The sequence below is a fragment of the Gordonia insulae genome, assembly GCF_003855095.1.
Classification (GTDB): domain Bacteria; phylum Actinomycetota; class Actinomycetes; order Mycobacteriales; family Mycobacteriaceae; genus Gordonia; species Gordonia insulae.
The window spans coordinates 5,577,899-5,593,261 of sequence record NZ_CP033972.1 but is presented as its reverse complement, the minus strand read 5'-3'; the positions used below and the strand labels follow the sequence as shown (position 1 = coordinate 5,593,261).

Here is a 15,363-nt window from a genome sequence, read left to right as displayed (position 1 = left end):
GTGAGCCGCCGCACCTCGAGCTATGACGAATCCGACGTCCGGATACGTCCTGGCAAGGGGACTCGGCCACGCACCAAGACCCGCCCACGTCACGACGACGCCGAGGACGCCATGGTGGTGTCGGTCGATCGTGGCCGCTGGGGGTGCGTCATCGGTGGCGACCCGGACCGTCTGGTGGTGGCGATGCGGGCGCGGGAACTGGGCCGGACCCCGGTCGTCGTCGGCGATCAGGTGTCGGTGGTCGGCGACCTCACCGGACGCCCGGACACGTTGGCGCGCATCGTCAAGGTGGCCGAGCGGTCCACCGTGCTACGCCGCACCGCCGACGACACCGACCCGTACGAGCGGATCGTCGTCGCCAATGCCGATCAGCTCCTCATCGTCACCGCGCTCGCGGATCCCCCGCCGCGCACCGGTTTCGTCGAGCGGGCACTCGCCGCGGCCTTCGTCGGCGGGCTGATGCCCATTCTGTGCCTGACCAAGTCGGACCTCGCCGATCCGGCCGAGTTCACCCGTGCCTTCGCCGATCTCGACCTCCCGATCGTGCTCGCCGGCCAGGCCGACCCGCTCGATGCGGTGACGGGCATGCTCGCCGGTCACATCACCGCACTCATCGGGCATTCCGGAGTCGGCAAGTCGACCCTGGTCAATCGTCTTGTGCCCGATGCCGATCGGGCCACCGGCGTGGTGTCGGGGGTCGGCAAGGGGCGGCACACCTCCACCCAGTCGGTCGCATTGCCACTACCCGGTCCTGCCAGACGAAGGGGCTGGGTGATCGACACCCCCGGCATCCGCTCGTTCGGTCTCGCACACGTGACCCCCGACGACATCGTCGACGCCTTCGACGACCTGCGCGACGCCATCGAGGACTGCCCACGCGGATGCACTCATCTCGGTCCCCCTGCGGACCCGGAGTGTGCGCTCGATCAGTTGGAGGGCAACTCATATCGTCGCGCGATGGCGGTGCGCGCCCTTCTCGTCGCGGTCACCGGTTCACCCGAAGCCGACTCCGAACGCATGCACGACCCGCACTAGATGGGGGTCAGGAACAGCCGGCCACATCGGGGCCAGATTTCAGCGCTCCGCTCAAAGATGCCGGGTTCCACAGATCAACGATGACAGCGAAACGGGTGACAGGACATTCGGTTCCGTGGCCCGGAGGATCGATGACGGCGCCTCACAGCTATTGCCGCACTACGGGAATTCGCACCCCGACGAGGAGCACAGGCGACCGAACTTGTCGGTACCCACCGATAGTCTGGTTCCGAACAGATCGACGATGACAGCGAAACGGGCGACAGGACAGCCAGTTCTGTCGCCCGGAGATTCCGGTGGTGTTGTCCTGCAGATGATTCCGAGCCTGTCGGTGGTTGCCGGTACGCTCGTCCCCGACGGTCGAGATGACGACGCACACCGCGGGACCGAAGAGTTCCACACTGTGCACACTCCTGACGACGCGAACAAGCTTGTCGGTACCCACCGATACTCTGGTTCCCAACAGATGAATTGATGACAGCGAAGCCGGGCGACAGGACAGCCAGTTCTGTCACCCAGAGAAACGATGACGACGCCCGACAGCCGTAACCGTGTTCTCTGAAAGGCCCCGCCATGACCACCGTGTCAGACCTGCCCACCCTCACCGACACCCTGCGCGACCTCACCATCGACGACGACCTGTCCGGCCGGGACGCGTTCAACGCGATGCGCACCATCCTGACGCTACGCAACCTGATCGACCACCACGCCGCACACCTGGTCGCCACCCTCGACCGCCTGGGCGTCGCCACCACCCACGGTCGTAAGACACGAGAACTGTTGATCGTCATGGGCTACGCACCCGCGGTCGCCGCACGCCTGATCCGCATCGCCGGCTCCACCACCACCCTGCCGACCCTGCACGCCCACGCCGCCGACGGCGCCATCCCCGCCGAACACATCGACGCCATCACCACCGGCATCACCCACATCGCCACCCGATCACCCCAACCCGTCGACAGCGAGGCTCGCTACACCCAGGTCAGCGACCTGCTCGGCCACTACTTCTCCGGCGCCACCCCCGCCCAGATCGCACACCGCGCCAAACAACTCGGCAACGACCTGGCCGCCACCACCGCCGGCGGGTTACCCGCCGGACAAGACCGCACCCTCAACACCCTCACCCACCACGAAGACCACGGACGCCTCCACATCCGCGCCGACCGCTCCCACGACCACCACATCCAACACTGGGCCCACAACGGCACAACCGTCCTGGACAACGGCTGCCTACTCTGCCCGTCCTGCCACGCCGACATCCACCACAACGGCTGGGACGTGATCATCGGCACCGACAACCACCCCTGGCTCATCCCACCCGCCACCGTTGACCCCCAACGAACACCCCTACCCGCCTACAACCGACGCACCCTGACCCTCGACAACCTACCCACCGCCGCCTGACACCCACCCCAACAAACGCCCACGCACCCGGCGAAATCCGGGACCGCAACCGTCCCTTGACAACTCCATAGAGTGAACGTGCCACCCACATCGGTGTCACGCATCCGACGGCCCCGACTCATCAGGTCGGACGGTGCGCGATGCGCGACACCGACCGCCACATCTCAGCGATCGACGACGGTCGTCTCGAAGAAGTATCGGTCCGCTCGATAGGCGTGCTGGCCGACCTCAACGACCCGGCCGGCGTCGTCGAATGCGGTGCGCTGCATGGTGAGCAGCGGTGCACCGACCTCGTCGCCGAGCAATGTCGCCTCGTCCTGGTCGGCCGCCTTAGCGCCGATCCGTTGCCGAGCGAGGCGGATGTGGACGCCGCGTCCACGCAAGCCCTTGTACAGACCACCGCTCTCGAGTTCTCCCGCCGGCGGACAGATGTCGGCGGGCAGGTGATTGATCATCAGCGCCAACGGTTCTCCGCCTGCCATGCGCAGGCGCTTGACCGTGACGGCCTCAGCCCCCACCGGTAGCGAGAGCTCGGTACGAATTTCCTCGTCAGGCAAACCGATCCGGTACTCGAGCAGCTGCGTGGTGGGATGCATTCCAGCGGTGGACAAGTCGTCGAAGAGACTGGTCAGTTCGACGGACCGGTGCACGGGATTCTGCACCACCTGGGTACCGACGCCACGCTTGCGGACCACCACACCCTTGTCGACGAGTTCCTGGATGGCCTGCCGGATCGTCGGCCGGGACAACTTGAGCCGGCTCGCCATGTCGAGTTCGTTCTCGAGCCGATCACCCGGTGTCAGGTCGCCGCGCACGATCGCGGCCTCGATGGCCTGCGCGAGCTGGTGGTACAGCGGAACCGGCGTCGACCGATCGAGCTCCACCGGGATGGGTGTGATCACCACGACACATTAACACCAGAATGCAGACATTAATATGTCATGACAAGAATCCCTTACGCGAGCCTCACTCGGGCAGGTTGTGCGGGGTGATGATCTGGATTCCGGACGCACGCGGGCGCTGTTCCCCGGGCAACGCGCCGTGAAAGCCCATCACGGTCTGCGCAACCTGCCGCATGTCGGCGCGCAGGTCATGGTGCAACACCGCCGTCAGGTGACCGCTGCGGAGAAGACCGCGATTCGCATCCCCGAGGTCATGACCGACGAACGCCTCGCAGGTCCGGTCCGCCGCCGCGAACGCCTCGACGATCCCGCTGTTGCCTCCCCCGATCGAGTAGACCGCACCGATGCCCGGGTGCTCGCGCAATGCGCGGGCGGTCAGCACCCGGCTGGTCTCGTCGAGTCCATCGGATTCGGAGACCTCGACGATGTTCCGACCCGGGTCGTAGGACCGCATCGCCGCGCGGAAGCCCATCTCGCGCTCCTCCTCGCCGCGGAACATCTCGCTGCTGGTCATCACCAACACGTCCACGGAAACGTGCCGCAGCCATTGACACATCAGGTAGGCGGCCGTGGCGCCGGCAGCCCGGTTGTCCATACCCACATATGCGATGCGGGTGCTCATCGGGACATCGGTCACCAGGGTGATCACCGGGATACGCGCGGACGTCAACCGCCCGATCGCCGCCGCCACCTCCGGGGTGTCGGGCGCCTTGAGCACCACCGCGTGGCTGCCCTGCCGGCAGATCGTGTCGAGTTCGGCGACCAGGTCGTCGGGCTTCCAGGTCTCCCTCAGGTGATACCGCGCGCGCATCACCGCCGGCCGTAATCCCGGCAGTTCCTGCTCCAACGCCTCACGCACGAGTCCGGAGAACCGGTTCGGCGTCTCCATGACCAGATCGATGAGGAACCGACGACCGGAGAGCCGCAACTGGGTCCGCTGACGATCCAGGTCGGCGATCGCCTGTTCCACCTGCAACACCGTGCCCGCCCGCACCCCCGGACGCTGGTGCAGCACCCGATCCACGGTCGCCTCACTCACCCCTGCCTGCCGGGCGATCTCCCGGACCGGATAGCGATGTGGCACGGAACACTCCTGAGGGATTCTTGATGGTTTTCTGCCCTTGTCCAGACAATAAGATCTTGCCATTCTGGTCAAGTGATCACGGCGATATCGCCAAGGGCCCGATCTCGCACCACCGACCTTCAGTTTCCCGAGAGGAGCGCACGCACATGACCCTGCGCAGCGCCAGCCCCACCACCACAGCCCGTGACACCACCCGGGCCGGAGCCAACCGGATCACCGAGCGCGACTGCAATCTCGACGACTTCATCGCCCTCACCGAGCGGACCACGGATCTCGCGGACTACCCGCACGCGGCCTCGACCGAACGCGGCGTGCTGTTCTACGACTCGGCCGCGGTGTCCGCGACGACCGGCGAAGCCCGCGAGTTGCTGGCCGACGAACTCGCCGATGCCCTCCTGAACGGCCCGGGCATCGTCGTCTTCGCCGGCGCGTTCGACGACCGCCACGGCCTTGCCGAGACCACTGCGCTGTTCGACCGCATCATCGCCGACCAGAATGCGGCCGGCGTGTCCAACGGCGACCACTTCGCGAAGCCCGGCGCCAACGACCGCGTCTGGAACGCCCTGCAGAAGTTCGCCGAACGCGACCCCGAACTGTTCAGCCGCTACTACGCCAACGACGTCCTCGCGTTGATCAGCCAGGCCTGGCTCGGACCGTGGTATCAGGTGACCTCCGCCGTCAACGTCGTGAACCCGGGCGGAGCGGCGCAGAACCCGCACCGCGACTACCACCTCGGATTCATGTCCACCGACACCGCAGCCACCTTCCGGGCACATGTCCACCGGCTGTCGCCGGCGCTCACCCTGCAGGGTGCCGTCGCCCACGTCGACATGCCGATCGAATCCGGCCCGACGATGTACCTGCCGTACTCGCAGACATACGAGGCCGGCTACCTGGCATTCAACCTGCCGGAGTTCCGCGAGTACTTCGCGCAGAACTACGTGCAGCTGCCGCTCTCCGCGGGCGACGCGGTCTTCTTCAACCCCGCGCTGTTCCACGCCGCCGGACACAACACGTCGTCCGACATCAAACGCATGGCGAATCTGCTACAGGTCTCGTCCGCATTCGGCCGGGCGATGGATTCCGTCGACCGCTCGGCGATCATGCGCTGGATCTACCCCGCCTTGCGGCGACGCACGGCCGAGGGCGACACCCGCGGTGTGGCGAATGCGATCGCCGCGAGCGCCGAGGGCTATGCCTTCCCCAGCAATCTCGACCTCGATCAGCCGATCACCGGTCTCACCGGCGAATCACAAGCCCAGCTGCTCGCCCGGGCGCTCGCCGACGACTTCGACGAGGCCCGATTCGACCAGGAACTGTCCGCACTCGACGCACGTCACATCCCATGACCGACCGTACCGAGACGTCGATTGAGCGGGGCCCCCTCGACGACAAGGTCCTGCTGGTCAGCGGCGGGACGCAGGGGCTCGGCGCGGCGATCGTCCGCGCTGCGGCCGACGCCGGCGCCCGGGTCGCATTCAGCGGCCGCAACGCGGAGAAGGGCAAGGGGCTGGCCGCCGAATTCGACGGCGCGCCGGTCAGTTTCATCCAGGCCGATCTGGCCGATCCGGTGGCCGCCGCGGATACCGTGAGTGCGACGGTCGCCGAGTTCGGCCGCATCGACTGCCTGGTGAACGCGGCAGGCACCACCACGCGTGGCAGTCTCGTGGACACCACCCCGGAATTGTTCGACACTCACATCGCCATCAACATGCGCGCACCTTTCTTCACCATGCAGGCCGCGGTCAAGGACATGATCGGGCGGGGTGCGCCGGGCAGCATCGTCAACGTCATCACGATGTCCTCGTACGGCGGGCAGCCGTACCTCGCACCGTATTCGGCCTCGAAGGCGGGCCTGGTCGGACTGACGAAGAACGCCGCGCACGCGCACCGCTGGGATCGCATCCGCATCAACGGCCTCAACATCGGGTGGAGCGAAACCGAGGGTGAGACCGACATCCAGAAGCGGTTCCACGGCGCCGACGACACCTGGATCGACGAGGCGAACGCGTCGGTGCCGATGGGCAAACTCGGACAGCCCGACGAGATCGCCGATTTCGTCGTGTTCCTGCTGTCCGACCGCAGTGGGGTGGTGACCGGCTCGGTCATCGACTGGGACCAGATCGTGATGGGTGGATTCGACTGATGGGACTCACAATCGGGGTCATCGGACTCGGGCGGATCGGCGGTTTCCACGCCGACACGCTCGCCGCGTTGCCCACCGTCGACCACCTCGTGGTCACCGACGCCGATCCGGCTGCGATCGACGCGACCACCGCACGGCTGAGCACGGCGCGCGCCGCAGCCGACGCCGATGCGTTGTTGAGCGCCGGGATCGACGCGGTGGTCATCGCCAGCGCCACCCCCACTCATGCCGAACTGATCGAGAAGGCCGTCGCCGCCGGCGTCCCGACCTTGTGCGAGAAGCCGATCGCGCTGTCGATCGGCGACTCGGCCGAGGTGGTGCGCCGAGTCGCCGACACCGGTGTGCCCGTGCGGATCGGGTACAACCGCAGGTTCGATCCGGCGATGGCCGCGGCCCGCGCCGCCGTCGCCGGCGGAGATCTCGGCTTCATCACCACCGTACGGTCGACCACCCTGGACCCGGCGCCTCCCCCGCCCGGCTACATCGCCGCCTCGGGCGGGATCTTCCGGGACTGCGCGGTGCACGACTTCGACACGGTGCGTTGGCTTCTCGACGACGAAGTGGTCGAGGTGTATGCAGCGGGCGGCAACCAGGGCGATCCGTACTTCGCAGAGGTCGGGGACGTCGACTCGGCGTCGATCCTGCTGACGTTCGCGTCCGGCACTGTCGGCGTGGTGTCGGTGACCCGCTACAACGGCCGCGGCTACGACTGCCGACTCGAGGTCCATGGCAGCACCGACTCCGTCGTCGCCGGATGGGACGACGGCACGCCAGTCCGAAATCTTCAGCCGGGCAATGATTTCCCTGGCGGTACCCCGCACGCGTTCTTCATGGACCGGTTCGCCGACGCGTACCGGGCCGAGATGACGGCGTTCTGTGACACGGTGACCGGCGCCGGGAGCGCAGCGAGCGGGCCGAATGCGACCGGCGCCGGGATCGCAGCGAGCGGGCCGGCCCTGTGTACGGCTCACGATGCCCTGGAGGTGGCCGTGATCGCAGAGGCTGCCTCCCGGTCGGCCGCCACCCATCAACCGATCCGCACCGACGAGGTGCGGGCCCAGTACATTTCGACACCACGACAGCAAGGATCACCGACATGACCACCTCCGAATTGCGCATCGCCGCCGCCCCCATCTCCTGGGGCGTGTGTGAGGTACCCGGCTGGGGATATCAGCTCACTCCGGAGCGGGTACTCGGCGAGATGCGCGACCTGGGCGTCACCGCTGCCGAGACCGGACCGGAGGGCTTCCTCCCCACCTCACCGGCCGAGTTGCGCGACACCCTCGCGTCCTACTCCCTGCGGTGCGTCGGGTCGTTCGTACCGGTGGTGCTGCACAAGGCGGACCATGACCCGACCGCGGAAGTGAACGAGGTGCTGGATCGCCTCGAGACGTCCGGCGGCGACGTGATCGTGCTCGCCGCCGCGACCGGCGTGGACGGGTATGACGATCGGCCGGATCTGTCCGAGTCGGAGTGGGCGACGTTGCTGGCCAATCTCGATCGGCTCGGCGAGTTGGCGAAGGCACGTGGCGTCACCCCTGCCCTGCATCCGCACGTCGGCACCATGATCGAGAAGCGCGACGAGGTCTACCGCGTCCTGGAGAACTCGACGATCGGACTGTGCCTGGACACCGGACACCTGCTGATCGGCGGTACCGATCCGTTGGAGGTGACCAAGGCGTTCACCGACCGGATCACCCATGCGCATCTCAAGGACGTTCGCATCGAGCTCGCCGAGCAGGTCCAGCGTGGTGATCTCACCTACACCGATGCCGTGGCGCAGGGTATGTACGTGCCCCTCGGTGCCGGCGAGGCCCGCATCGCGCGGGTCGTCGGGACCTTGGTCGATGCCGGTTTCACCGGCTGGTACGTGCTCGAGCAGGACACGATCCTGGCCGACGAGGCCGACGGCGACGCGGCCGCCGGCAACGTCGCCGTCTCGATGTCGTTCCTGCGCAAGACCGCTGAGCGCCCGGTGCGCGTATGAGCGCCCCGACGGAGCCCTTGCGCATCGGCATCCTCGGCGCGTCACGCATCGCCGAGTCCGCGCTCGTCGGCCCGGCTCAGACGCTCGGTCACCGGCTGGTGGCGGTCGCCGCGCGTGATCGCGGTCGTGCCGAGGTGTTCGCCGGCAAGTACGGCGTGGAGCGCGTGCTCGACTCGTACGACGAGGTGATCAACGATCCCGAGGTCGACGTCGTCTACAACCCGCTGGCCAATTCCTTGCACGGGCGGTGGAACCTCACTGCCGTCGCGGCCGGGAAGGCGGTGCTCTCGGAGAAGCCGTTCGCGCGCAATGCCACCGAGGCGCGACAGGTCGCCGACGCGGCACGCGCGGCCGGCGTCCCGATCCTGGAGGGCTTCCACTATCTGTTCCACCCGCTGATGGCCCGGACGTTCGAACTCCTCGATGCGGGCGCGATCGGCGCGGTGCGCGACGTCGAGGTGGTGATGGCGATGCCGGCACCCGGCGACGACGACCCGCGCTGGTCGTACGACCTCGCGGGCGGCGCACTGATGGACCTCGGCTGCTACGCACTGCATGTCTCTCGGGCTCTGGGTCGCTGGTGCGGTGGCCGGCCGGAGATCTCGGGCGGCCGGGCGGTGTTGCGCGGTCCGCAGATCGATGAGTCGGCCGTGCTCGACATCCGGTACCCGAACGGCGCCACCGGAACCCATGCGGTGTCGATGGTGGCGGGCGAGTATGTGTTCAGCCTGCGGATCGTCGGCGACGACGGCAGCCTGTACCTGCACGACTACCTCGGCCCGAGCCGGGACGACCGACTCACGGTCGTGTCGTCGAAGGACGGCACGGTCCGGGTCGAGCATCTCGGCACGCGGTCCACCTACACGTACCAACTCGAGGCACTGGCCGCGTCGATCCGGCACGGCTCGGCGTTGCCCATCGATCTCGACGACGCCGTGGAGAACATGCGCTACCTCGACGAGGCCTACCGCGCGATCGGCCTCGATCCGCGGTGACCGCACCACCCGCGAGGAATATCGGGTCGCGCGGTCGTCGTTGACTTCGGTAGCATCAAGAACGCGACTGGCGTAGCCGGGATGGACCGGCGTGGAGCGAACTGACAGGGACATCGACCGCCTGGGTGTCCCGAAGGTGGAACGCTGGAGGTCGCCATGAATTCGCAACGCCCGATGACTGCTGTCGATGAGGATGAGGTCGGTGCCGCACGGCATCGCGTCGTCATCATCGGCTCGGGCTTCGGCGGCCTGACCGCCGCCCGCCGGTTGGCAAAGGCCGACGTCGATGTCACCGTGATCGCCCGGACCACCCATCACCTCTTCCAGCCCTTGCTCTATCAGGTGGCGACCGGTGTGATCTCGGAAGGCCAGATCGCGCCACCGCTGCGGGTGATCCTGCGCAAACAGGACAACGTGCGGGTCGTGCTCGGCGACGTCGAACGGATCGACCTCGAAAACCACACGGTCACATCTCGTTTGCTGGAGCGAACGAAGGTCACCGGGTACGACAGTCTGATCGTCGCCGCCGGTGCCGACCAGTCGTACTTCGGCAACGATCACTTCGCCGAGTTCGCGCCCGGCCTCAAGACGATCGACGACGCCCTGGAGCTCCGCGGCCGGATCCTCGGAGCATTCGAGCAGGCCGAGTTGTCGACCGATCCGGAAGAGCGCGAACGACTCCTGACGTTCGTGGTGATCGGCGCGGGTGCGACGGGCGTGGAGATGGCCGGTCAGATCGCCGAGATGGCCACCACGACGCTGCGTGGTGCATTCCGCAACATCGATCCGACGGAGGCGAAGGTCATCCTGCTCGACGCCGCGCCTGTGGTCCTCCCGCCCTATGGCGGAAAACTCAGCGCACGTGCGGCGGCTCGACTGGCGAAGAACGGCGTCGACATCCAATTGGGCGCGATGGTCGTCGACATGGACTACCACGGTCTCGTCGTGAAGGACCCCGACGGTACGCATCGACGGATCGAGAGCCAGTGCAAGGTGTGGTCGGCCGGCGTCGCGGCCAGTCCGCTGGGACGGCAGCTCGCCGAGCAGAGTGGCGTGGAACTCGACCGCGCCGGACGGGTGAAGGTGCGCGAGGACCTCACCGTGCCGGACCATCCCGAGGTCTTCGTCGTCGGCGACCTGATGGCGGTCGACGGCGTGCCGGGTATGGCTCAGGGGGCGATCCAGGGCGCGAAGTACGCCGCGTCGGCGATCCGGGATTCACTGAAGGGCGCGCCGCCGGAAGCACGAAAGCCGTTCTCCTACTGGGACAAGGGATCGATGGCCACGATCGCACGGTTCAGTGCGGTCGCCAAGATCCCCGTCCCGGGCACCTCACGCAGCATCGAGCTGGCCGGCTTCACGGCCTGGATCGGATGGCTGGTCCTGCACCTGGTCTACCTCGTGGGTTTCCGCAACCGCTTCACCACGCTCGTCGACTGGCTGTTCGCATTCACCAGCCGCAGTCGCACGCAGCTGGCGATCACCGAGCAACAGGTGTTCGCGCGCAACGCGATCGGCGAGTTGGAGGAACGGAACCGAATCGACGAGGCTGCCTAGCGCTGCGGCCGCTCACCCGGTCGTCGAGAGCTGCACGACCTTGCCGGCCTCACGCGCCTTGGTCGCCCACACCTCACGCGCGTCGCCGGGCAGCGCGATGAAGATGGCGTCGATGTCCGGGTCTTCGATCAGGTCTTCGTAGATGCCATAGGAGACCATGATGCCCAGGCGGTCGGCGATCTCCCACGCGACCGCTGTGGACGCGCTGGCGACGACCTCGATCGCACCGGAAACCGTTCCGGGGGTACCGAGTTCATGCACCAGGGCGTCGTCACAGTTGTCCGCCAGCAGACCCCATCGGACCGGGGTCAGGGCGTCGGCCGGTCCGTGGTCGGCGCCGGGCGGCGGCGCGGTGGTGCCCCGGACCATCAGCGCGGGCTCCAGCGCGATGGCGCCGTAGAACCCGAATCCACCTGTGTTCGCGGCACGATCGGAGTCGCCGACGAGAGAGGCCACGGCATCGATGGCCGCTCGGCCCAATCCTGCGACGTCCTGACGGACGGTCGTGAGGTTGAGATGTCCGAGGACGGCATGCGGGCCATCGTCGTAGCCGATCACCGACATGTCAACGGGAACGCGTATACCGTTGTGCCGCATGACGTCGATGAAGCCGACGGCCATCCGGTCGTTCGCCAGGAACGTGGCGGTGGGCAGGTGCCCTTCCGCGAGCATTCGCTCCGCGGCCAGTGCGCCCGCCTCCTCGGTGTAGTCGCCGACCAGGGTGCGGCAGTCGTCCCGATATCCGGCGGCGGTCATGGCGCCGAGGTAGCCGCGCAGTCGCTCGGATGCACAGGGATGCTCGCCGCCTTCGACATGGGCGATCGCGGTGTGACCCAGGTCGATCAGGTGCTGCACGGCCAGGTGCGCACCGCGCCATTCGTCGGTGCCCACCGTCACCGCGGTGAGGTCCGGGATGCGTTCACCGACCACGACCATCGGCACCTCGAGGTCGAATCGGTCACCGTGCTCGGCCCCGACGACGACGATCGCGGCGCACCCCTGGTCGGCGAGGTCGGACACCGCTCGGGCCCGGGTCCGCGCCGCGCTGTGCAATCCCAGCGTCAGCCGGTATCCGGCGGCGTCGGCGGCCGCATAGAGTTCGTCGACGAGATCCGCCTCGAACGGGCTCGACGCCCCGAACACCACGCCCACCAGGCGACGCATCTCCACCCCGTCCGCTACCTCAGCCATCCCCATCCTTCCTCCGCCGGGTCAACGTATCCCGCGCGTTCACCGCATGTACCGGAAATGGAAACCCGCTCGACCCCGTGCGGGGCCGAGCGGGTCGTCGTGATTCGCCGAAGCGCTCAGCGCCGCAGTTCGTGGCTGAGCGTGTCCAGCTCGTCGCCGCCGGCCATCTGCTGGGTCAGCTCGTCGAGGGTGATCTCGTCGTAGGTGCAGTCCAGCTTCTGCCGCCCGCGGTTCAACAGCACGAAGTGGTCGCCCACCATGTGTGCGTGATGCGGGTTGTGGGTGATGAACACGACGCCGAAGCCCTGGTCACGTGCCGCCGAGATGTAGCGGAGCACGGTCCCGGACTGTTTGACGCCCAGCGCGGCGGTCGGCTCGTCGAGGATCAGCACGCGGGCGCCGAAGTAGATCGCGCGGGAGATCGCCACGCACTGGCGTTGACCGCCGGAGAGCGAGCCGATCGGCGCATCCACGTCGGGCAGGTCGATGCCCATCTTGAACAGCTCTTCCTTGGTGGTCGCCCGCATCGCCTGGATGTCCAGCGACTTGAACGGCCCCTTACGCAGTTCCTGGCCGAGGAAGAAGTTGCGCCACACCGGCATCAGACCCACGACCGCGAGGTCCTGGTAGACCGTGGCGATACCGGTCTCGAGGGCGTGCTTGGGCGATTCGAGCATCGTCTCATCGCCGTCGATGAGCAGCTCACCCTCGGTCTGCTGATGCAGACCGGCCATGATCTTGATGAGGGTGGATTTGCCGGCGCCGTTGTCGCCGAGCACGCAGGTCACCTCACCGGCGTTCACCCGCAGGCTGATGTCCTTGAGCGCGATGATGGCGCCGTAGGACTTGCCGACGTTGCGGAGCTCGATCAGGGGTACCTTGCCGCCGCTGGATTCCGATTCGGGTCTGGTCTCGATTGCTGAACTCATTGTCTGCTCACCTCTTCGCCGCGTAGTTGCGGAAGCTGTTGTTGGCGATCACCGCGAAGAGCAGCATCGCGCCCATGAAGAACTTGAACCAGTCGGGATTCCAGCCGGCGTAGACGATGCCCTGGTTCACCATGCCGAAGATGAAGGCACCGATGGCCGCACCGACGGCGGTTCCGTATCCGCCGGTGAGCAGACACCCACCGACCACTGCGGCGATGATGTAGAAGAACTCGTTGCCCACACCCTGACCGGACTGCACGGTGTCGAATGCGAACAGCAGGTGCATACCGACGAACCAGGCGCAGAAGCCGACGAACATGAACATGCCGATCTTCACCTTGGTCACCGGCACACCGACGGCGCGCGCCGACTCCTGGCCGCCGCCGACCGCGAAGATCCAGTTGCCGATGCGGGTCCGCATCAACACCCAGGTCGCCACGAGTGTGAAGAGAATCCACCACACGACGGTGATGCGCACCGACACACCGAGCACGTTGAACGACGAGGCGAACACCTTCTGCGCGGAGTCGAAGCCCTGCATGTCCGAGATGGACGGGGTCGCGACCTGGCCGGTCACCAGTTTGGTGACCGCGAGGTTGATACCGGTCAACATCAGGAACGTCGACAGCGTGATGAGGAACGACGGGATCTTCGTCTTCATCACCAGGTACCCGTTGAAGAAGCCGACGGCCAGGGCGAGCACCAGCGCGAGCACCGCACCGAGCCACACGTTGAGATGCAGGTTGTAGGCCAGCATCGAGGCGGCCAGCGACGAGAACGTCACGGCCACACCGGTCGAGAGGTCGAACTCGCCGCCGATCATCAGGACGGCGACGCCGCAGGCCATGATGCCGATCGTCGAGCTGGCATAGAGGATGGTGGCCAACGCCTCCGGGGTGCGGAACGGCGCCGCGACGATGCAGAAGAAGATGAAGATCGCGATGGCGCCGACCAGGGCGCCGATCTCCGGCCGGACCAGCAAGCGCTGCAACGGCTTCTGCCGCTTCACCCGCTCATCGGTGACGACCTTGTGCGTGGACAGGTCGAGATCTGTTTGTGTACTCATGATGGGTTCCTTCCGCCGGTCAGCGGGTGCCGCTCTTGGCGTACTCGGCGACTGCGTCGATGTTGGACTCGTCGATGAAGGCGGGACCGGTCAGGACGGCCTGGCCACCGCCGATGGTGTTGCCATTGGTCATGTAGAGCCACAGCGAGTCGATTGCCAGGTAGCCCTGCAGGTACGGCTGCTGGTCGATGGCCCACTTCACGTCACCGTTCTGGATCAGCGGGACCAGGGCGGCGTTGGTGTCGAAGGTGACGATCTCGGCGTTCGAACCGGCGTTGCCCTTGGACTGCACCGCGGTCTGTGCGATCGGTGCGCCGAGCGTGACCACGGTGTCGATGGACGGATCCTGCTGCAGCTTCGCGGTCATGGTCGCCTCGACGGACGGCATGTCCTTGCTGTTGACGTTGAGGATCTCGAATCCACCACCGGTGAAGCCCTGCTTGACACCGGCACACCGGGACTCGAGGGCGATCTGGCCCTGCTCCTGGATGACGCAGAGGACCTTCTTGCGACCGTCCTTGGTGAGACGCTCGCCCGCGGTCTTGCCGGCGAGGGTCTCGTCCTGGCCGAAGTACTGCTGGACGCCCATCTGCTTCCAGTTGTCGTAGCCGGAGTTGAAGGCCACGACCGGGATGCCGGCGTCGATCGCCTTCTTGACGGCCGGCGCCATCGCGTCGGGCTTGGCCAGCGTCAGCGCGATGCCGTCGACCTTGCTGTCGATGGCGGTCTGCACCAAGTTGGCCTGGTTCGGCGCCTCGGGGTCCGACGAGTACTGCAGCTTGATGTTGTCCTTCTTCGCGGCCATCTCCGCGCCCTTGCGGATCAGATCCCAGAACGAGTCCCCGGGGACCTCGTGGGTGATCATCGCGACGGTCTTGGTCGGCGTCCCGGCGTTGCCTGCGCCACCGTCGCCGCTGCCGTTGTCCTCTGGCGCGCCGCCGGTGCTGGAACACGCCGCCACCATCAACACCGCCGATGACATGACGGCGGCGATCCCGACGAGCCGCCGTGTGCGCGTGGCCCGGCGACGCTCTGTGGAATGCATCGTTGTCTCTTCCCTTCGATCT

The 15,363-nt window shown here is 66.9% G+C and carries 14 protein-coding genes and 1 riboswitch; of the genes, 8 read left to right on the top strand and 6 right to left on the bottom strand.

Annotated elements, in window-relative coordinates:
• Entirely contained in the window at positions 1–1,035 is a 1,035-nt protein-coding gene (gene rsgA, locus D7316_RS25175; protein ID WP_124710685.1) for a ribosome small subunit-dependent GTPase A, read from the top strand.
• Between the two features lie 573 nt (positions 1,036–1,608).
• Positions 1,609–2,439 (top strand): HNH endonuclease signature motif containing protein, encoded by an 831-nt coding sequence (locus D7316_RS25170; RefSeq protein ID WP_124710684.1) that lies wholly within the window; start codon positions 1,609–1,611, stop codon positions 2,437–2,439.
• A 164-nt stretch (positions 2,440–2,603) separates the two neighbouring features.
• On the opposite strand, the gene D7316_RS25165 is transcribed toward D7316_RS25170, so the two are convergent.
• The gene (locus tag D7316_RS25165; protein ID WP_124710683.1) at positions 2,604–3,341 is read right to left on the bottom strand and encodes a GntR family transcriptional regulator; all 738 of its coding nucleotides are present in this window, start codon (positions 3,339–3,341) and stop codon (positions 2,604–2,606) included.
• A 64-nt stretch (positions 3,342–3,405) separates the two neighbouring features.
• The gene (locus tag D7316_RS25160) at positions 3,406–4,425 is read right to left on the bottom strand and encodes a LacI family DNA-binding transcriptional regulator (RefSeq protein ID WP_124710682.1); all 1,020 of its coding nucleotides are present in this window, start codon (positions 4,423–4,425) and stop codon (positions 3,406–3,408) included.
• A 146-nt stretch (positions 4,426–4,571) separates the two neighbouring features.
• On the opposite strand from D7316_RS25160, the gene D7316_RS25155 reads away from it, so the two are divergent.
• From D7316_RS25155 to D7316_RS25130, 6 genes are all read left to right on the top strand, one after another.
• Entirely contained in the window at positions 4,572–5,774 is a 1,203-nt protein-coding gene (locus D7316_RS25155; protein WP_124710681.1) for a phytanoyl-CoA dioxygenase family protein, read from the top strand.
• The gene (locus tag D7316_RS25150) at positions 5,771–6,571 is read left to right on the top strand and encodes an SDR family oxidoreductase (protein ID WP_124710680.1); all 801 of its coding nucleotides are present in this window, start codon (positions 5,771–5,773) and stop codon (positions 6,569–6,571) included. The genes D7316_RS25155 and D7316_RS25150 overlap by 4 nt, the downstream gene beginning before the upstream one ends.
• Positions 6,571–7,671, top strand: coding sequence for a Gfo/Idh/MocA family protein (locus D7316_RS25145; protein WP_124710679.1), 1,101 nt, complete (start codon positions 6,571–6,573; stop codon positions 7,669–7,671). The genes D7316_RS25150 and D7316_RS25145 overlap by 1 nt, the downstream gene beginning before the upstream one ends.
• Positions 7,668–8,558, top strand: coding sequence for a sugar phosphate isomerase/epimerase family protein (locus D7316_RS25140; protein ID WP_124710678.1), 891 nt, complete (start codon positions 7,668–7,670; stop codon positions 8,556–8,558). Before D7316_RS25145 ends, D7316_RS25140 begins: the two co-directional genes overlap by 4 nt.
• Positions 8,555–9,553 (top strand): Gfo/Idh/MocA family protein, encoded by a 999-nt coding sequence (locus D7316_RS25135; protein ID WP_124710677.1) that lies wholly within the window; start codon positions 8,555–8,557, stop codon positions 9,551–9,553. Before D7316_RS25140 ends, D7316_RS25135 begins: the two co-directional genes overlap by 4 nt.
• A 53-nt stretch (positions 9,554–9,606) precedes the next feature.
• Positions 9,607–9,687: riboswitch (ZMP/ZTP riboswitch) on the top strand.
• Positions 9,688–9,709: 22 nt separating this feature from the next.
• The gene (locus tag D7316_RS25130) at positions 9,710–11,110 is read left to right on the top strand and encodes an NAD(P)/FAD-dependent oxidoreductase (RefSeq protein ID WP_408610054.1); all 1,401 of its coding nucleotides are present in this window, start codon (positions 9,710–9,712) and stop codon (positions 11,108–11,110) included.
• 12 nt (positions 11,111–11,122) lie between these two features.
• On the opposite strand, the gene D7316_RS25125 is transcribed toward D7316_RS25130, so the two are convergent.
• The 4 genes from D7316_RS25125 to D7316_RS25110 form a co-directional block, all read right to left on the bottom strand.
• The gene (locus tag D7316_RS25125; protein WP_232017076.1) at positions 11,123–12,301 is read right to left on the bottom strand and encodes a LacI family DNA-binding transcriptional regulator; all 1,179 of its coding nucleotides are present in this window, start codon (positions 12,299–12,301) and stop codon (positions 11,123–11,125) included.
• A 116-nt stretch (positions 12,302–12,417) separates the two neighbouring features.
• Positions 12,418–13,230: an ATP-binding cassette domain-containing protein gene (locus tag D7316_RS25120; protein ID WP_124710675.1), complete on the bottom strand. Its 813-nt coding sequence runs from the start codon at positions 13,228–13,230 to the stop codon at positions 12,418–12,420.
• 7 nt (positions 13,231–13,237) lie between these two features.
• Positions 13,238–14,296 carry an ABC transporter permease gene (locus D7316_RS25115; RefSeq protein WP_124710674.1) on the bottom strand — a complete coding sequence of 353 codons (1,059 nt, stop codon included), beginning with the start codon at positions 14,294–14,296 and terminating at the stop codon, positions 13,238–13,240.
• Between the two features lie 19 nt (positions 14,297–14,315).
• The gene (locus D7316_RS25110; RefSeq protein WP_124710673.1) at positions 14,316–15,341 is read right to left on the bottom strand and encodes a substrate-binding domain-containing protein; all 1,026 of its coding nucleotides are present in this window, start codon (positions 15,339–15,341) and stop codon (positions 14,316–14,318) included.
• Positions 15,342–15,363: the final 22 nt, after the last annotated feature.